The organism is Vreelandella hamiltonii, assembly GCF_014651795.1.
GTDB lineage: Bacteria > Pseudomonadota > Gammaproteobacteria > Pseudomonadales > Halomonadaceae > Vreelandella > Vreelandella hamiltonii.
The window spans coordinates 507,407-523,929 of the sequence record NZ_BMXO01000001.1; the positions used below are offsets into that span (position 1 = coordinate 507,407).

Below are 16,523 nucleotides of genomic sequence, written 5' to 3' on the forward strand. Positions count from 1 at the left end.
TGGCCGCGCTTAGCGCAGGCGGATAAAGAATTCGGTCAGCGTGATGCCCACCAGCGGCACGATCAGGAACACACCGATCAGGAACAGGAACGCATAGCGAATGTGCTGCCCTGCCAGGCGTCCATACCAGGTGGCAATACGCAGCGGAATGACCCGCAGCGGCCACCAGATCGCGGTGCCGGTAAGGTTGAAGATAACGTGAAACAGCGCCACCGTCATCGCCGCCGCAATCGGGTTGGCGGTCGCCGCCAGCACGCTGGTCACGGTGGTGCCCAGGTTGGCCCCCATCATGAACGGCAGCACGCGGCGCAGGCGCACCACCCCAGCCCCCGCCAGCGGCACCATCAGGCTGCTGGTGATCGAGCTGGACTGCACCAGCACGGTCGAGATCACGCCCACGCCATAGGCCCGCGCATCGGTACGGAAGAAGTAGGTACGGAACAGGCCATCCATATGGCGCAGCAGCGCGCCGCGCAGGTTCTGCACCATGAACACCAGGGCGGCGAACATCAGCAGCAGGCCGATGCCAGCCACCATCAGCCCGGCAGCAGCGGTGGTGGGCATCAGCGCCGCGCCCAGCCAGTTGGCGGCATCCACCACCGGAGCGGTAATGGTCTTGATCGGGCTGTTGGGGCGGGCGACTTCTTCCAGGCCAATCAGGTCTGCCAGCCAGGCCGCCAAACGGGTGAAGATGCCGTAGCCGCGCTCGTGGAACATGCCGGTCAGCCACTCCACCGGGAAGATCAGCAGCACCGTGAGGATGTTGAACAGGTCGTGCATCAGCGCCGCGGTGAACGAGCGGCGGAAGTTACGCTTGATACGCACGTTGGCCAGCGCCACGATGACGCCCGTGACGGCCGTACCGATGTTGGCCCCCATGATGGCGAACACCGCCGTGCCCAGGGTCATTTCGCCACTGGCCACCAGGGTCACGATCAGCGCCGAGGTGAACGAGGAGCTCTGCACGACCATGGTGACCAGCACGCCCGCCATCAAGGCGATGAAGGGGTTCTGGCCATAGGCGAAGGCGCGGGTCAGAACATCGCTGTCGCTGCCGAAGGTGCCTAACCCCGCACCCAGAACGTTCAGAGCAGCCAGGAACAGATACAAGCACAAGCCAGCGTAGATACCTCTTAGCCAGGCGGGCACTTCGTGAGGCGCTTGGCGAGCCAGCGCAGGACGATCTTGTGAAGGTCCGAGATTCGACATGAGCAATCTGCCCTGTTGGTGAACATCTAATGTGACGCTTTCGTGACACTTTTGTGTCGGCGGGCACCCTAGCATGGTTTTGTGACACTTTGATGACGTTTATCTTGCAGCGCCGCCTTCCGCGCGCATGGTACGCCAGAGAGCCCGTCAAGGCCATTGCTGTGCGCCCTGCACGTATTGTCTAATGAGCGGCCGAATCCCCGCTTTCACCCGCGACTGGAAACTCCCATGAGCGCTCCCAACGCCCCCCTGCTATCGGTCAGTCAACTCAACCTCAAGGCGCGCAAGGCGCTGGAGAACGACCTGGGTGATGTATGGGTGGAAGGCGAGCTTTCCAACGTGTCGCGCCCGGCGTCCGGGCATATCTACTTCACGCTGAAAGATGACCGCGCCCAGGTGCGCTGCGCGCTGTTTCGCCAGCGGGCACGGTTCGTATCGGCCCCCATGCGCGATGGCGATCAGGTCAAGCTGCGCGGCCGGGTCTCGCTGTTCGAGCCCCGCGGCGATTACCAGCTGATCGCCGACGCCGTGCAGGCGGCGGGGCTGGGCGAACTGCTGGCAGCCTACGAGCGCCTGAAGGCGCAGCTGGAAGGCGAAGGGGTATTTGCCAACGCCCGCCCCCTGCCCTTTCCGCCCCGCAAGCTGCTGATTCTGAGCTCCGCCAGCGGCGCCGCCATCCGCGATGTGCTGGCGGTGCTGGCCGCGCGCTGGCCATTGGCCGACGTGACGTTGATTCCCGTGCCGGTTCAGGGCGCAGAAGCGGCCCCGGCGATGATCTCTGCCCTGGCGCTGCTCAACCGCCAGACGCGACTCGACCCCGCCCAGGATGCGGTGCTGATCACCCGAGGCGGCGGCAGCCTGGAAGACCTGTGGGCGTTCAACAACGAGCACTTGGCCCGGGCCATCTTTCACTCGCGGTTGCCGGTGATGTCTGCCGTGGGCCATGAGGTGGATGTCACCCTGGCGGATTTCGCCGCCGACATGCGCGCCCCTACCCCTTCCGCCGCCGCCGAGCGGCTGGTGCCCGACCAGCACGCCCTCAAGCGCCAGCTTCGGCAAGCCGAACAGCGCCTGCAGCGCGCCCTGCAAACCCGCCTGGAGCGCGATAGCCAGCGGCTGGACGCCCTGCGCGCTCGGCTCCGCCATCCGGGAGAGCGGCTGGCCCACCAGCGCCAGCACCTGCAAGCCCTTACCCAGCGGCTAGCGCGCGCCATGCAGTTCACGCTGAGCCAACAGCAGCGACAGCTCGGCCAGCTCGGCCGCCGGCTGGCCAGCCAGGACATGGCTCGGCTGCACCGGGCAGAAAGCGAGCGCATCGAACGCCTGCAACGCCGCCTGGCCAGCGCCATGCAGCGTCAGCTGGAAGCGCGCCAGGCACGCCTGCACAGCGCCGCCTGGGCACTCAACGCGGTCAGCCCGCTGGCGGTACTAGGCCGTGGCTATGCCATCGCCCAGGACGAACAAGGCCAGATCGTGCGCCGCGCCCAGGATACTCAGCCGGGCCAGCTGCTCAAATTGAAGCTGGGTGAGGGGCGATTGAACGTGGAAGTAAAACGGCGCTATCAGAAATAGCGCCGCACGGGTGATTACTTTTTGTCCGATGACTCGTCCGGGGAAGGATTGACGTGATGGGTATCCGGCATCGGGTTGGCGTCGTCGTGATGATCGTCGCGCTGGTCTTTTTTCTGCTCTTGCTTCTGGTCGTGTTTATCCGGGGACATGCTACCTCCTGATCCTTGGTGGTGTGTGTTGCCTCACTCACTATAGCCGCTCCCCACCCGCTTGCCATGAAGGCCGCACCGCAGAACCGTGCAATGCCCTGCCTGGTTTTCAGGCTTCTCTTTCCAAAGCAGCGAGTTACCCCCTTCCCGGCCCGTTTGGCACCCACTCATGCAGTGTTTAAATAGCATTTATTAATTGTCGCTATTGGGAGTGATTGGCCTGCTCCGGCATTTGCCCCGGCCTGCGCCTTTGGTCTACGTTGTAAGCACGGCGCTGGAGCGCTCTGCACCCCAGGATGCGGGTGGCAGCGCTCATCGCAGCGTCGTGTGTCCTTAGGAGTTACGTGTCTGTGCCTAAAAAGGAGTGACCGCACATGAGCGACCAACAGCAACCCCCACAGCATCAGCAAAAACAGCCGGGCGATGAGCATGCCATGCGCCCCGAGCCCGAGTACATTCGCGACAGCTATCGCGGTGCCGAGAAGTTGCTGGATAAAGTGGCGATCATCACCGGTGGCGACAGCGGCATCGGCCGAGCCATTGCGGTGCATTACGCCCGTGAAGGGGCCGACAGTGTGATCGTGCACCTCAAGGAGAGCCGCGACGCCGAAGAGACCAAGCGGCTGGTAGAGGCCGAAGGCCGCCGCTGCCTGGTGCTGAAAGGCGATGTGGCCGCGCCCAGCTTCTGCCGAGAAATCGTCAACCGCACCCGGCAGGAGTTCGGCAAGATCAATATCGTGATCCACAACGCAGCCGAGCAGTACGACTGGGACGACATCACCGATATCCCGGACGACCAGCTGCAGCGCACCTTCCAGACCAACGTGTTCAGCCACTTCTATCTGACCAAGGCGGCGCTGCCTCACCTGAGCGAAGGCGACACCATCATCGCCACCTCCTCCATCAATGCCTTCAAGGGCAATGACACGCTGATCGACTACACCGCCACCAAGGGCGCCATTCAGGGGCTGATACGCTCGCTGGCGATGTCGCTGATGGACCGAGGCATCCGTGTCAACGCCGTTGCCCCCGGCCCCATCTGGACACCGCTGATTCCGGCCAGCTTCGATGAAGAGAAAGTCGCGGAGTTCGGCAATCAGGTGCCGATGAAACGCGCCGGACAGCCCAGTGAAATCGGCCCGGCCTACGTGTACCTGGCCTGTGAAGAGTCATCCTACATGAGCGGCCAAACACTGCACCTGAACGGTGGCGTGATTCTGAATACCTAGCAACCCTCTGAGGCGGCGATGCCGCCTCTAAGATGAATCACGAGTGTGAGAGTCTGGGGAGTCGGTCATATTGCTCCATCGCCTTTTGCATATCTTTTCCAACCTTCAGAAAATCGCTTTTCAATGCCTCTGCATCGCTCTCGTGCACGACAAACTCGACAGGTTGGATTGCCTGCCGCTTTTGCGGAAAGATCGTAGTGACACTGGCAATGTGTGCGACACGTTTGAGGCTCATTGCGGCATCCCTCGGTTAGTTTCTTTTACCATAGCGCAAAGTGACTCTCGTTAGGTAGTCGATAGCGCGCATGGTGCCGGTTTTCCCCACTAACCCGCCAGATTCTTCACCAGCACCTTGGATTTACGGGCGTGGTTGTAGGCCTCGCGTTTGAGGGGGGGCAGGTCTTCCAGGCTGGCGGCGCGGAAGCCGCGCTCCACAAACCAGTGGGCGGTATGGGTGGTGAGCACGAACATATCGGAAAGCCCCCGCTGGCGGGCGCGTCGCTCCAGGGCTTCGACCAGTCGCTCGCCGCGCTCGCCGCCCCGGTAGTTGCCATGCACGGCCACGCAGGCCAGCTCGCCCACGGTGGTCTCGGGGAAGACGTGCAGCGCCGCACAGCCGATCACCATGCCGTCGCGCTCGATGACCATGTAGTCGTCGATTTCATGCTCCAGACGCTCCCGGGAGCGGGCCACCAGCATGCCGCGCCGCTCCAGAGGTTCCAGCAGCTCCAGCAGGCCCGCCACGTCATTGAGCGTGGCCGGGCGAAGCTGCTCGTAGCGGTGCTGGGTGATCATGGTGCCCACGCCGTCGCGGGTGAACAGCTCCCCCAGCAGCGCATCATGGTTGCGCCAGGAGAGCAGGTGCGTGCGGGCCACGCCTTCCCGGGCGGCGGTGCAGGCCGCGTTGAGATGGCGCGCAAGCTCGCTGCCGGGCACGGCCTGCTGCAAGCGCGGTTCGGCTTCGAAAGGTGAAAGCTGGCGCAGCAGCGCGCCCTGCTCGTCTTCCAGGCCTTCGGATTCGCCCAGCAGAATCAGCTTGTCTGCCTTGAGCGCCACGGCGGCGTGCTGGGCCACTTCCGAGGCGTCCAGGTCGAACACTTCTCCGGTGCTGGAGAACCCCAGCGGCGGCAGCAGCACCAGCGAGCCCTTCTCCAGCAGCCCTTCGATGGCGCTGGCGCGCACCCGGCGCACTTCACCGCTGTGATCGAAGTCTACGCCCTCACGCACGCCCAGCGGCTTGGCGGTGACCAGATTGCCGGAAATCACGCTCAGCTCCACGCCGTGCAGCGGCGTGCTGGGCAGCCCCAACGAGAGCCGCGCTTCCAGCCAGAGCCGCTGATGCGCCGCTACCTGCTCCACATGGGCCATCACGGCGCGGTCGGCGACCCAGCGGCCATCCACCCGAGTGGGCTCCACACCGGCGGCCGTCAACGCTTCATGCACCTGGGGGCGAATGCCGAACACCACCACCAGGCGCACGCCCAGCGTGTGCAGCAAGGCCAGGTCCTGAATCAGCTGCTCTCCTCGGCCCGACGCCATGGCTTCGCCTTCAATCAGGATGACAAAGGTTCGCCCCCGGTGGGCATTGATGTACGGGGAGGCATTACGAAACCAGTCGACAAAGGGGAAACGTGTGTCCAAGGGCCGCTCTCCGGCAGCAGGTGAATGAAAGTGATCACGCTTACTTTAACAGAGCATAAAAAACAGCGGCACCTTCTATTGCAGCGATCTCCTGTCGAGACCGGCTGCCGAAGGTGCCGCCGTATACCCGCCAAGCGTTAGCCTGGGGAGAGGTGTATCAGCCGAACATGCCCTTGAACATGAAGAAGAACACGATGGCCAACCCCGCCCCGGCGGGCAGGGTAATCAGCCAGGACATGACGATGGTGCCGATCACCCGCAGGTTCAGCGCCGCCATGCCGCGGGCCAGGCCCACGCCGAGGATCGCCCCCACCAGCGTGTGGGTAGTCGAGATGGGCAACCCGGTGCCCGAGGCCAGCACCACGGTGGTGGCTGCCGCCAGCGTGGCGGCAAAGCCACGGCTGGGGGTCAGTTCGGTAATGCCGGTGCCCACGGTGGCAATCACCTTATGGCCGTAGGTCACCAGGCCCACCACGATGCCGCCACCGCCCAGCACCAGCACCCACCAGGGCACCAGCGCGGCACTGTCGATCACGCCGTCGCTGCGCACCACGCTGATCACCGCCGCCAGCGGGCCAACGGCATTGGCCACGTCGTTGGAGCCGTGGGCAAACGCCATGGCACAGGCAGTGAAGATCATCAGCACGCCGAATACCCGTTCCACGTTGGCATAGCCGAAGTGGTCGCTGGCGCTCTGCACGTACTTGATACGCCGCTGCATGACCACCCCGACGCCCATGATCACGATGCCGATCAGAATCGACAGCAGGAAGCTCTGGCCAAAGCTCAGGTCGAGCCCCACGTGGGTCAGCCCCTTGGTGAGGGTGACCATGGAAACGATGAAGCCTACCAGGAACACATAGCCCGGCACGTAGCGCTTGGCGGCGGCAAACGGGTCCTTGTTCTCGAAAATCAGGTACTGCACCGATTTGAACAGCACGAAGCCGATGGTGCCCGCCAGCAGCGGCGAAATGACCCAGCTGGAAGCAATGGTGCCCACGCGGCTCCAGGCCACGGCTTCCACGCCCAGTCCCACGGCACCAAAGCCCACGATGGCGCCCACGATCGAGTGGGTGGTCGACACCGGCCAGCCTCGGGCCGAGGCAATCATCAGCCAGATACCCGCCGCCAGCAGGGCCGACAACATGCCGTATACCAGCAGCTGCGGGTTGGCTTCCAACAGTGCCGGGTCCAGCATGCCGCCACGGATGGTGGCGGTGACTTCGCCCCCGGCCAGCCAGGCCCCCAGGAACTCGAAGATGACCGCAATGATGATGGCTTGCTTGATAGTGATCGCTTTCGATCCCACCGAGGTGCCCATGGCGTTCGCCACGTCGTTGGCACCCACGCCCCAGGCCATGAAGAAGCCAAACAGGCAGGCCAGAATGATAAAGATGTCGCCGTGCTGAGCAATAATCTGCATGGGAGCCCCTTAGCGTGCGGTCAGGATCTGCAGGCGGCTGCCCACGCGTTCGGCGCGGTCGGAGACTTCGCCGACCCAGTCGATGATCTTGTAGAGAAAGATCACATCCACGGGGGGAAGCTGGCTTTCCAGCTCGAAAAGACGGCGGCGAATCGCCACCTGCTGATCATCCGCCTGGTGCTCCAGCACGTGCAGCTCGCGGATCATGTTCTGCATCACGTCCGAGACGTTGCGCCCAAAGCCGGACTCCAGCAGGTCCTTCAACTCTTCCAGCGCCTGGCGCGCCTGGGCCACGCAGGCCACACTGGTGGCCATGTACTCGCGCATCAAATCGGCCAGCTCGTCGGGCACGCGCATTTTACGGCCCAGCATGATGCCGGTAATGTCACGCACCTTGTTGGCGATCTTGTCCTGTACGCTGATCAAGTCGAGCAGGTCCGAGCGCGAGACCGGCAGGAACATGCTGTTGGGCAGGTTGAGCCGCAGCTCGGTCTTGAGGGTGTCGGCTTCGTGCTCCAGAGTGGTCACCTGCTCACGCAGCTCGGCGGCGGCGTCCCAGTCACCGGCAAGGGTCGCTTCGAAGAACGGCAGGAGGAGGTCGGCGCATTCATTGGCCTTGACGATGTGGGCCAGCAGCGGCTGGAATGGCGAGCGGCCAAACATCGCGGAAAAAGGGTTGGAGGTTACCATAGAGCCTTTAGCCTGTTTTCGGGGAGCCTGGAAATGGCGGGCGACAGTATAAAGAGTGCGCTCGGCTTCGTCATAAAAAGTTCATTCAACCGTCATCAATAAGCAACATAGACCACTTGGCAGGAAGCGTCATGACCCAACACCCTCATCCGGCAGCCCCTCAGGAAGTCGAACTGAAGCTGGCCCTGGGGCCCGGCGCGCTCGACGCGCTGCTGGCCCATCCGCTCTTGGCAGAGCCGCCCCAGCAGCAGGCCTTGACCAACACCTATTTCGATACTCCCCAGAGCCATCTGGCCGCTGGCCGGGTCGCCGTTCGGCTGCGCCGACTGGGCCAGCGCGTGCTGCAAACGGTCAAGACCGCAGGCCAGGGCGGCGGCGGGTTATCGCGTCGTGAAGAGTGGGAGTGGCCGCTGGACGAGCACGCTCTCGACCAGGCCGGGCTGGCCGAGCTGCCGCCGTTTCAAGGGCCGTTGGCCGAACAGATAGCGGCGCTGCAACCCACGCTGAGCACCGATTTCCACCGCCGTACCTGGCAGTTGGCATGGCAAGGCAGCGCCATCGAGCTGGTGGTGGACGAAGGGGAGATCGTGGCGGGTAGCGCCCGCGCCCCTATTGGCGAGGTCGAACTGGAGCTGAAAGAGGGCAGCGCCGATGCGCTATGGGGGTTGGCCCTGGCACTGGCAGAGCGGGTGGCACTGCGCCCTTCTGACAGCAGCAAGGCCGCCCGAGGCAATGCCCTGGGCCAGCAGCAGTGGACACTGCCCGAGGCCAGCACCCCCAGCGCATGGCTGCACCGCGCCACCGTGGCACTGGATGCCTTCCATGACAGTGGCCACCCCGAGCACCTGGCGGCGGCCCGACAGGCGCTGAGTGAACTGGCCCAACACCCATCGCTGGATGACGCCGCACGGCGCGAGGCCCTCACGCTGACGGCCGAGCTGGGCACCACCGGCCAGCCCACGGCGGCGTACGGCGTTGCAGCGTTGACGCTGGCCCGTCGCCTTGGCCAGCAAACCGCGCTACGCTGAAACGCATCCCCCTTGGCCGCTTATTTCAGGACGAAACCATGAGCTTTGACCTCAGCCCCGGTGCCGAAGGATTGCGCACGCGGTTATTCCACGTGATTTTCGAGTCGGATACCCCGGGGGCCAAAGCGTTCGATATCGCCTTGATCATCGCCATCCTGCTGAGCGTGGCGGTGATTCTGCTGGGCAGCGTAGAGCAGTACGCCCAGCGCTATGACTCGCTGTTTTTCTACATGGAGTGGATGTTCACGCTGCTGTTCAGCCTTGAGCTGCTGGTGCGTCTTTACTGCCTGGAGCGGCCCACCGTCTATCTCAAGAGCTTTTACGGGGTGGTCGATGTGATTGCGATCATCCCCACCTGGCTGGTGCTGCTGTTGCCCGGCGCCCATGCGCTGGTGATCGTGCGGATTCTGCGCGTGCTGCGCATTTTCCGCATCCTGCGCCTGATGGAGTTCGTCGGGGAAGCACGGCTGCTGCTGGATGCCCTGAAGCGCAGCCTGCGTCAGATTTTGCTGTTCTTTTTCAGCATTCTGATGCTGGTGACGCTGTTTGCCGCGCTGATGTACACCATCGAGTCCGACGAGGCAGGTTTCACCAGCATCCCGATCTCCATTTACTGGGCCATCGTCAGCATGACCACGGTGGGCTACGGCGACATCGTGCCCGCCACCCCGCTGGGCAAGGCCATCACCGTCATCCTGATGCTGATTGGTTACTCGATCATTGCCGTGCCCACCGGGGTATTCTCGGCCCAGGTGATCCGCTCCATCCGCGAAGACCGCTACTCGGAAGAAGCCTGCCCCGGCTGCGGCCACGACCGCCACGAAAAGCGCGCCCGCTACTGCTTGCGCTGCGGCACCTGGCTGGACGAAGAGAGCGAAGACCCGCGCAAGCCCAAGGAAGAACCGCCCGAGGAAGCCCCCCAACAATGACGCCAGCGCCGGGAGGCGCTGGCGTCATGGCTAGCTGGAAAAAGGGCTTGTGAAAGAGAACGAGTGAAACGCTACTGGAAAGGCGTGGTGTCGCCGCGCCCTTCCCGCACGATGGTCGGCGGCAGTTCGCGCAGGTCGATGACGCTGGTCGGGTCCAGGTGGCAAGCGCCGCCGTCGATGATCAGATCCAGATGCGCCCCAAAGCGCTCACGGATCTCTTCCGGGTCGCTCATGGGCAGCGTTTCCCCCACCGGAATCAGCGTCACGCTCATCAGCGGTTCACCCAGCGCTTCCAGCAAGGCGTGGGTAATCCGATGGTCCGGCACGCGTACGCCTATCGAGCGGCGCTTGGGGTGCAGCAGCAGGCGCGGCACTTCCGTGGTGGCATCCAGAATGTAGGTGTAAGGCCCCGGCGTGTGGGCTTTCAGCAGCCGGAACACGGCGTTGTCTACCTTGGCGTAGGTACCGATCTCGGAAAGGTCCGAACACATCAGGGTAAAGTTGTGCTTATCGTCCAGCGAGCGCAGCCATTTGATCTTCTCGATGGCCTTCTTTTCGCCCAGGTGGCAGCCCAGCGCATAGCCGGAATCCGTGGGGTACGCCACCACGCCCCCTTTGCGAATGATCTCGGTGGCCTGATCGATCAGCCGTTTTTGCGGGTTCTCGGGGTGAATCTGGAAATATTGGCTCATCGCTTGCTCCTGCCGTTCGGCGGTCCGTTCGTTGCACATTCGTTAGCGCGATACCGACAGCTTAGCCGATACGGCGCGTGATCACCCAGCCGCCAGCATGCCCGGCGCGGCATCGCGCATGTGCGCCAGCCGAGGGTGTTCCCAGATGGGCGGCGCGGCGGTACGTGGCACCACGCTCATGCTGCCGGGGGCGGCGTGGCTGCCGGGAAAATGAAAATCGCTGCCCAGCGAGGCGTACAGCGAGCGCTCCACCAGCTGACGCGCCAGGTCACGGGTGCTGTCCGGGTTTTGCTGGCCGCTGACCAGCTCGACCGCCTCGCCCCCTGCGGCGGTGAAAGCATCCAGCAACAGGCCGCGCTTGCGCCGGGTCAGCCCGTAGCGCAGCGGGTGGGCCAGCACCGCGACGCCGCCGGACGCCACCACCCAGCCCACGGCATCGGCAATCTCGGGCCAGTGGGCTTTCACATCGCCCTTCTTTCCGCTGCCCAGGTAGCGCTTGAAGGCTCCGGCCCAGTCGGCCACCACGCCTTCCGCCACCAAGGCACGGGCAAAATCCGGGCGCCCTAGCGGGCGGTCGCTGCCTGCCTGGGCGCGGGCCTTGGCCAACGCATCGGGCAGGCCCATTTTCTCCAGCCGCTCGGCAATCACTTCAGCCCGCTGGATACGCGCCTGGCGCTGCTGCTCCAGACCCTCCACCAGCGCTCCCTGCAAGCCGCCCGGCATCAACGCCACCACGTGAATATTGATGCCCTGCCAGCGCGTGGATAACTCGCAGCCGGGCACCAGGCACAGGCCCGCCTGCTCGGCGGCCAGGCTGGCTTCTGCCGTGCCATCCATGGTGTCGTGGTCGGTGAGGGCAATGTGCGTCATGCCTCGGGCGGCGCACAGCGCCACCAGCTCGTCAGGCGGCAGCGACCCATCCGAGGCGGTAGAGTGCATGTGCAAATCGACCGGGTAGCGCTGATCGGCATCGAACACACGGGGCAGTGCTGGGGGAAAAGCTTCAGGAAGTCGTGGCATTAGCATGACGCCGTGTGGCGAGTTTGTCAGAATAGGCGTGTGGTACAACAGCTCGCCATGGTGCGCGTTAACCAGCACGCGGTCAATGCCGGGAGCGATTGCAAGGCTTCCCCAACCGCACTGCCTTCAAGGAGTTATCCCCATGCTGTATGCAATTATCAGTGAAGATGTGGCCAATAGCCTGGAGCGCCGACTGGCCGCCCGCCCGGACCATCTGGCACGGCTGGAAGCGCTGCGTGACGAAGGCCGTCTGGTATTGGCTGGCCCCCACCCGGCCATCGACACCGACAACCCCGGCGAAGCGGGCTTTAGCGGCAGCCTGGTGGTGGCCGAATTCGACAGCCTGGAAGCGGCCAAGGCCTGGGCGGATGCCGACCCTTACATCATTGCCGGGGTCTATGCCAAGGTAATTGTTAAGCCGTTCAAGAAAGTTTTGCCTTGACCCACAAGGGCGACTGTGGAGGGTCCGCCTGCTTTTTCACAGAGCCTGTGGAAAACTCTGTGAAAACACGGCGGACGCTTTTCTATAAGCCAGAGATAGCGCCCTGCTGAACAAATTGATCATTTTTTGACCACCTTCGTTCACCCTTCGACCACCACGGATATTCGCGTGACCCAGCGCCCCACTGACCTGCCCCCGCTGGCGGCCATGACCGCCCCGACGCTCTCCTGGAACGACGATGCCCCGCACTCCGATGCCTTCGGTGACGTCTATTTTTCCCGGGAGGACGGTCGCGCGGAAACCGAACACGTCTTTCTGGCGGCCAACCACCTGCCCCAGCGGTTTGCCGAGTGGCAGGCACCCCGAGCATTCGTGATTGGAGAAACCGGCTTTGGCACCGGGCTGAACATGCTGTGTGCCTGGGCCTGCTTCGAACGCCACGCCCCACCAGGGGCACGGCTGCACCTGCTCTCTACCGAAAAATTCCCGTTGGGCCACACTGCCCTGGCGCGTGCCCTGAGCGCCTGGCCATCGTTGGCCAGTTATTCACAGGCGCTCTGCGCCCTGTGGCCCGATCCCATCAGCGGCGTTCACCGTTTGCACCTGAGCGAACGCGTCACCCTGGACCTGCACTTTGGCGACACCACCGAACGGCTGGAAGCCTTGCAAGGCCAGGTGGATGCCTGGTTCCTGGATGGCTTTGCCCCTTCCAAAAACCCGGAGATGTGGCAGCCCGAGCTGTTTGCTGCCATGGCGGCCCGTTCGCGGCCCGGAGCCACCTTTGCCACCTTCACCTGCGCGGGAATCGTCAAGCGCGGCCTGAAAGCCGCAGGCTTCGCATGGCAGAAGGTGCCTGGCTTCGGTCGCAAGCGGGAAATGCTGGCCGGCAGTATTGCCACACCGCCTGTGGACAACCGTCGCCAGCGGACGCCGTGGTTTACGCCACCGCCCACCCTTCGCTCACAGCACATCGTGGTGATTGGCGCAGGCATGGCCGGGAGCAGCGTGGCGGCCGCCCTGGCACGGCGCGGCCGCCAGGTAACGGTGCTGGAGCGTGAGCAGCCCGGCGCGGGCGGGTCGGGTAATCGGCAGGGGGCGCTGTACGTGAAGCTTGCGGTGGAGACCAACCTGCAGAGCCGCTTCTACCTGGCGGGGCTGCTCTACAGCCAGCGCTGGCTGGGCCAACTCGCGGCCGCGGGGCCACAGCAGCCGCCCCTCTGGCAGCCCTGCGGCGTGGTGCAGCTGGCCTTGAGCGAGAAAGAGGCCAGCCGCCAGCAGCGCTTCATGGCCCACCACCCGCTGCCGGAAACGCTGGTCGCGGCCAGCGAGGCCCCCGACGCGCTGGCCGGTGTGCCCACGGCAGCGGCACAGGGCCTTTTTTACCCACAGGCGGGATGGGTACAGCCCAAACGGCTCTGCGAGCAACTGCTGCAACACCCCGGCATCACCCTGCGCCACGGGGAGGCCACGGCGCTGCACGCCACGCCAGCGGGCTGGCAGATCACCCTGGCCAACGGCGACACCCTGGCCGCCGACCAGGTGGTGATTGCCACGGCGTCATTGGCCAACGGTTTCGCCCAGACGGCGGAGCTGCCGCTGCAGCAGGTGCGTGGCCAGGTGAGCGAGCTACCGCTGCCGGAGGGCACGGCGGCTCCTCAGCGCGTGGTGTGTGCGGGGGGCTATGTGTCGCCGCCGCTGGAGGGCGTGCTCACCTTCGGCGCCAGCTTCGTGCCCAACGATGCCACCACCCACACCGCCGACGCAGACCATCAGCGCAATATCGACGAGCTGCGCCAGGCCTTGCCCGACTGGGTCGCGGCGCTGGAGGCCGCCACGGGCCCGCTGACACCCAGCGCCTTGACGGGCCGAGCCGCCGTGCGCGCCGCCAGCCCCGACAAGACACCCTATGCCGGGCCAGTGCCCGACGCGGCCGCGTGGCGCACGGCCTACGCGGCGCTGGCCAAGGATGCCTCGAAGGTGCCAGAGACCCCAGGCCAACACCATGGCGGGCTGTGGATCTCCACTGCCCATGGCTCTCGTGGGCTGGCCAGCGCGCCGCTGTGCGCCGAAGTGCTGGCTTCCAGCCTGTGCGATGAGCCGCTCCCCCTGGAGCAGCCGCTGGTGGACCACCTGCACCCGGGAAGGCGCCTGATCAGTGCGCTGATCCGCGCTCAGTAATCGCCCTCTTCCTCGTCATCGGCCAGCTCTCGCCCAAAGGCACGCCATTGGGCGAGCGTCATCACTTCGGTCATTTCCAGCTCCAGGTCATGGGCGATGATCAGCTCGTGACGCTCCAGCTGCCGCTTGACCTCGGCGACCCAGCCGCGCATGCCTTCGCCGGTATCAGTGGTATCGTAGCCCTGGCGGGTCACGAACGCCTCCAGCAGCGCATCCAGCGTCTCGGGCGGCAGCATGCGGGCGGGTACTTCTATGAAACGGCTCATTCGCTCTGCTCCCACGCGCTCAAACGCTCGATAAAGGTGGCTTCGTCGATCACTTCGACGCCTAGTTCCTCGGCTTTGGTGAGCTTGCTGCCCGCAGCCTCACCGGCCACCAGGCAGGTGGTCTTTTTGGACACGCTGCCCGCCACTTTGGCCCCCAGCGCCTGCAAACGTGCCTTGCCTTCGTCACGGGTCATGCTCTCCATGGCGCCGGTCAGCACCCAGGACTGGCCTTCCAGCGGCGTGGGCCCCTGGGCCACCTCGGTTTCCTGCCAGACGACCCCCGCCGCAATCAGCGCGTCCAGGGTGTCGAGGTTGTGCGGCTGCCGGAAAAAGGTATGGATGTGTTTCGCCACGATGGGCCCCACGTCGTTGACCGCTTCCAGCGCATGCGTGTCGGCCTCCTGAAGGGCTTGCAGCGTGCCAAAGTGGTTGGCCACGTTGGCAGCAGTGGCTTCGCCCACTTCACGAATGCCCAGTGCGTAAATGAACCGTGGCAGCGTGGTCTGCTTGGCTTTTTCCAGCGCATTGACCAGGTTGGTGGCGGACTTTTCACCCATGCGCGGCAGGCTTTTGAGCTGCTCGACGGTCAGGTGGAACAGCTCGGCGGGGGTCTTGACCCAGTCCTGCTCGACCAGTTGCTCGATCAGTTTCTCCCCCAGGCCGTCGATGTCCATGGCCTTGCGGCTGGCAAAGTGCTTGAGCGCTTCCTTGCGCTGGGCCGCGCAGTAGAGGCCGCCGGAACAGCGGGCCACCGCCTCGCCTTCCAGGCGCTCGACCTCGGAGCCGCACACCGGGCACTGGTCAGGGAATACAATGGCGCGGGCTTCGGCAGGGCGCTTCTCGACATCGACACGTACCACCTGAGGAATCACGTCCCCCGCCCGCCGAATGGCCACGGTGTCGCCAATCATGACGCCCAGCCGCTCGATCTCGTCGGCATTGTGCAGCGTGGCGTTGGACACCGTCACCCCAGCCACCGTGACCGGCTCTAGCCGTGCCACCGGGGTAATCGCGCCGGTACGGCCTACCTGAAACTCCACGTCGTTGAGCAGCGTGACCTCTTCCTGGGCAGGGAACTTGAAGGCCACCGCCCAGCGTGGCGCGCGGGCCACGAAGCCCAGCTCCCGCTGGTGGCGCAGGTCGTTGACCTTGATCACCACGCCGTCGATGTCGTAGCCCAGCTGATCACGCTTTTCGCCCAGCCGTTCACAGTAGTCGGCCACGGCGTCTGGCCCCTGCAACACGCTCAGCTCGGCGCTGGTTTTGAACCCCAGTTGGGAGAGCCTGGCCATCAAGGCGCTATGGGTGGTATCGCCCATCTCGGGCTCCAACCGCGCCGCCTGATAGGCGTGGAACTCCAGCGGTCGCGTTGCAGTAATGCGCGGGTCGAGTTGGCGCAGGCTGCCTGCTGCCGCGTTACGCGGGTTGGCAAACACCTTGCTGCCCTCGTCTCGGGCACGCTGGTTCAGCGCTTCGAACCCGGCGTGGCGCATGATGACCTCGCCACGCACCTCCACCAGCTCGGGCAACGTGCCTCCCATCAGCTTGAGCGGCACCGAGCGCAAGGTACGCAGGTTGGAGGTAATACCCTCGCCCGTACGCCCATCGCCGCGCGTTGCACCGCTGACCAGCACACCCTGTTCGTACACCAGCGAGACCGCTGCGCCATCCAGCTTGGGTTCGCAGCTGAATTCGATCTCCTCGGGCTGGCACTCCAGACGTTCGGCCACCCGCTGGGCGAAGGCGATGATGTCTTCACGGCTGAAGGCGTTGTCCAGCGACAGCATGGGAATGGCATGGGCCACTTCCGGAAAGCCTTCCGCCGGGGCCGCGCCCACTCGCTGGGTGGGCGAGTCTGGCGATATCAGGTCAGGGTGTTCTGCCTCGATCTGCTGCAAACGTTGCAGCTTGCGGTCGTAGTCGGCATCGGTCAGCGTGGGCTCGTCCAGCACGTAGTAGCGATAATTGGCGTCATCCAGATCAGCGCGCAGTTGGCCAATCTCTTCTAGCAGGGCGGGGTCTAGCGAACTCATGCGGGCATTCCGAAACAGATGA

The 16,523-nt window shown here is 64.5% G+C and carries 16 protein-coding genes; 6 read left to right on the plus strand and 10 right to left on the minus strand.

Features of this window, described 5'->3' with window-relative positions:
* Positions 1 to 9 precede the first annotated feature (9 nt).
* Positions 10 to 1,209 (minus strand): sodium:phosphate symporter, encoded by a 1,200-nt coding sequence (locus IE061_RS02510; RefSeq protein ID WP_058578695.1) that lies wholly within the window; start codon positions 1,207 to 1,209, stop codon positions 10 to 12.
* A 228-nt stretch (positions 1,210 to 1,437) separates the two neighbouring features.
* Between IE061_RS02510 and xseA the strand changes: the two genes are divergently transcribed.
* A complete protein-coding gene (gene xseA, locus IE061_RS02515) occupies positions 1,438 to 2,781 on the plus strand; it encodes an exodeoxyribonuclease VII large subunit (RefSeq protein ID WP_193460880.1) in 1,344 nt (447 codons plus the stop codon).
* A 14-nt stretch (positions 2,782 to 2,795) separates the two neighbouring features.
* Here the strand turns inward: xseA and IE061_RS18170 are convergent, their stop codons facing one another.
* Positions 2,796 to 2,930 (minus strand): hypothetical protein, encoded by a 135-nt coding sequence (locus tag IE061_RS18170; RefSeq protein WP_254893829.1) that lies wholly within the window; start codon positions 2,928 to 2,930, stop codon positions 2,796 to 2,798.
* A gap of 374 nt (positions 2,931 to 3,304) precedes the next feature.
* Here IE061_RS18170 and IE061_RS02520 point away from each other — a divergent pair, with 374 nt between their 5' ends.
* Positions 3,305 to 4,159 carry an SDR family oxidoreductase gene (locus IE061_RS02520; RefSeq protein ID WP_039183505.1) on the plus strand — a complete coding sequence of 285 codons (855 nt, stop codon included), beginning with the start codon at positions 3,305 to 3,307 and terminating at the stop codon, positions 4,157 to 4,159.
* Positions 4,160 to 4,196: 37 nt separating this feature from the next.
* Here the strand turns inward: IE061_RS02520 and IE061_RS02525 are convergent, their stop codons facing one another.
* The 4 genes from IE061_RS02525 to IE061_RS02540 all read right to left on the minus strand — a co-directional run bounded on the left by IE061_RS02525 (position 4,197) and on the right by IE061_RS02540 (position 7,913).
* Positions 4,197 to 4,394, minus strand: a complete 198-nt coding sequence (locus IE061_RS02525; RefSeq protein ID WP_193460881.1) for a hypothetical protein — start codon at positions 4,392 to 4,394, stop codon at positions 4,197 to 4,199.
* A gap of 89 nt (positions 4,395 to 4,483) precedes the next feature.
* Complete coding sequence (argA, locus tag IE061_RS02530) at positions 4,484 to 5,800, minus strand: amino-acid N-acetyltransferase (RefSeq protein ID WP_039183507.1); 1,317 nt, start codon at positions 5,798 to 5,800, stop codon at positions 4,484 to 4,486.
* A gap of 157 nt (positions 5,801 to 5,957) precedes the next feature.
* A complete protein-coding gene (locus tag IE061_RS02535) occupies positions 5,958 to 7,223 on the minus strand; it encodes an inorganic phosphate transporter (RefSeq protein WP_039183509.1) in 1,266 nt (421 codons plus the stop codon).
* A 9-nt stretch (positions 7,224 to 7,232) separates the two neighbouring features.
* Positions 7,233 to 7,913 carry a TIGR00153 family protein gene (locus IE061_RS02540; RefSeq protein WP_016914810.1) on the minus strand — a complete coding sequence of 227 codons (681 nt, stop codon included), beginning with the start codon at positions 7,911 to 7,913 and terminating at the stop codon, positions 7,233 to 7,235.
* Positions 7,914 to 8,044: 131 nt separating this feature from the next.
* Here IE061_RS02540 and IE061_RS02545 point away from each other — a divergent pair, with 131 nt between their 5' ends.
* Together IE061_RS02545 and IE061_RS02550 are read left to right on the plus strand one after the other, a co-directional pair.
* Positions 8,045 to 8,941 (plus strand): CYTH domain-containing protein, encoded by an 897-nt coding sequence (locus tag IE061_RS02545; RefSeq protein ID WP_193460882.1) that lies wholly within the window; start codon positions 8,045 to 8,047, stop codon positions 8,939 to 8,941.
* A gap of 38 nt (positions 8,942 to 8,979) precedes the next feature.
* Positions 8,980 to 9,870 carry an ion transporter gene (locus IE061_RS02550; protein ID WP_039183515.1) on the plus strand — a complete coding sequence of 297 codons (891 nt, stop codon included), beginning with the start codon at positions 8,980 to 8,982 and terminating at the stop codon, positions 9,868 to 9,870.
* Positions 9,871 to 9,941: 71 nt separating this feature from the next.
* Here the strand turns inward: IE061_RS02550 and IE061_RS02555 are convergent, their stop codons facing one another.
* Positions 9,942 to 10,562 carry an L-threonylcarbamoyladenylate synthase gene (locus tag IE061_RS02555; protein WP_016914813.1) on the minus strand — a complete coding sequence of 207 codons (621 nt, stop codon included), beginning with the start codon at positions 10,560 to 10,562 and terminating at the stop codon, positions 9,942 to 9,944.
* Positions 10,563 to 10,643: 81 nt separating this feature from the next.
* A complete protein-coding gene (locus IE061_RS02560; RefSeq protein ID WP_189462798.1) occupies positions 10,644 to 11,582 on the minus strand; it encodes a PHP domain-containing protein in 939 nt (312 codons plus the stop codon).
* A 142-nt stretch (positions 11,583 to 11,724) separates the two neighbouring features.
* Here IE061_RS02560 and IE061_RS02565 point away from each other — a divergent pair, with 142 nt between their 5' ends.
* The gene (locus IE061_RS02565) at positions 11,725 to 12,024 is read left to right on the plus strand and encodes a YciI family protein (protein WP_016914815.1); all 300 of its coding nucleotides are present in this window, start codon (positions 11,725 to 11,727) and stop codon (positions 12,022 to 12,024) included.
* Between the two features lie 207 nt (positions 12,025 to 12,231).
* Entirely contained in the window at positions 12,232 to 14,202 is a 1,971-nt protein-coding gene (gene mnmC / locus IE061_RS02570) for a bifunctional tRNA (5-methylaminomethyl-2-thiouridine)(34)-methyltransferase MnmD/FAD-dependent 5-carboxymethylaminomethyl-2-thiouridine(34) oxidoreductase MnmC (protein ID WP_230478368.1), read from the plus strand.
* Here mnmC and IE061_RS02575 read toward each other — a convergent pair.
* Together IE061_RS02575 and ligA are read right to left on the minus strand one after the other, a co-directional pair.
* Positions 14,196 to 14,468 carry a YheU family protein gene (locus IE061_RS02575; protein WP_016914817.1) on the minus strand — a complete coding sequence of 91 codons (273 nt, stop codon included), beginning with the start codon at positions 14,466 to 14,468 and terminating at the stop codon, positions 14,196 to 14,198. The two genes, mnmC and IE061_RS02575, sit on opposite strands and share 7 nt — an antisense overlap.
* Positions 14,465 to 16,501, minus strand: a complete 2,037-nt coding sequence (ligA, locus tag IE061_RS02580; protein WP_193460883.1) for an NAD-dependent DNA ligase LigA — start codon at positions 16,499 to 16,501, stop codon at positions 14,465 to 14,467. The genes IE061_RS02575 and ligA overlap by 4 nt, the downstream gene beginning before the upstream one ends.
* Positions 16,502 to 16,523: the final 22 nt, after the last annotated feature.

Coding starts and splice junctions, on each gene's coding strand:
- IE061_RS02575 (WP_016914817.1), bottom strand. CDS start 14,468: ATGAGCCGTTTCATAGAAGTACCCGCCCGCATGCTGCCGCCCGAGACG.
- IE061_RS02550 (WP_039183515.1), top strand. CDS start 8,980: ATGAGCTTTGACCTCAGCCCCGGTGCCGAAGGATTGCGCACGCGGTTA.
- IE061_RS02540 (WP_016914810.1), bottom strand. CDS start 7,913: ATGGTAACCTCCAACCCTTTTTCCGCGATGTTTGGCCGCTCGCCATTC.
- IE061_RS02555 (WP_016914813.1), bottom strand. CDS start 10,562: ATGAGCCAATATTTCCAGATTCACCCCGAGAACCCGCAAAAACGGCTG.
- IE061_RS02535 (WP_039183509.1), bottom strand. CDS start 7,223: ATGCAGATTATTGCTCAGCACGGCGACATCTTTATCATTCTGGCCTGC.
- IE061_RS02565 (WP_016914815.1), top strand. CDS start 11,725: ATGCTGTATGCAATTATCAGTGAAGATGTGGCCAATAGCCTGGAGCGC.
- mnmC (WP_230478368.1), top strand. CDS start 12,232: ATGACCGCCCCGACGCTCTCCTGGAACGACGATGCCCCGCACTCCGAT.
- IE061_RS02525 (WP_193460881.1), bottom strand. CDS start 4,394: ATGAGCCTCAAACGTGTCGCACACATTGCCAGTGTCACTACGATCTTT.
- ligA (WP_193460883.1), bottom strand. CDS start 16,501: ATGAGTTCGCTAGACCCCGCCCTGCTAGAAGAGATTGGCCAACTGCGC.
- xseA (WP_193460880.1), top strand. CDS start 1,438: ATGAGCGCTCCCAACGCCCCCCTGCTATCGGTCAGTCAACTCAACCTC.
- IE061_RS02510 (WP_058578695.1), bottom strand. CDS start 1,209: ATGTCGAATCTCGGACCTTCACAAGATCGTCCTGCGCTGGCTCGCCAA.
- IE061_RS02545 (WP_193460882.1), top strand. CDS start 8,045: ATGACCCAACACCCTCATCCGGCAGCCCCTCAGGAAGTCGAACTGAAG.
- IE061_RS02520 (WP_039183505.1), top strand. CDS start 3,305: ATGAGCGACCAACAGCAACCCCCACAGCATCAGCAAAAACAGCCGGGC.
- IE061_RS18170 (WP_254893829.1), bottom strand. CDS start 2,930: ATGTCCCCGGATAAACACGACCAGAAGCAAGAGCAGAAAAAAGACCAG.
- IE061_RS02560 (WP_189462798.1), bottom strand. CDS start 11,582: ATGCCACGACTTCCTGAAGCTTTTCCCCCAGCACTGCCCCGTGTGTTC.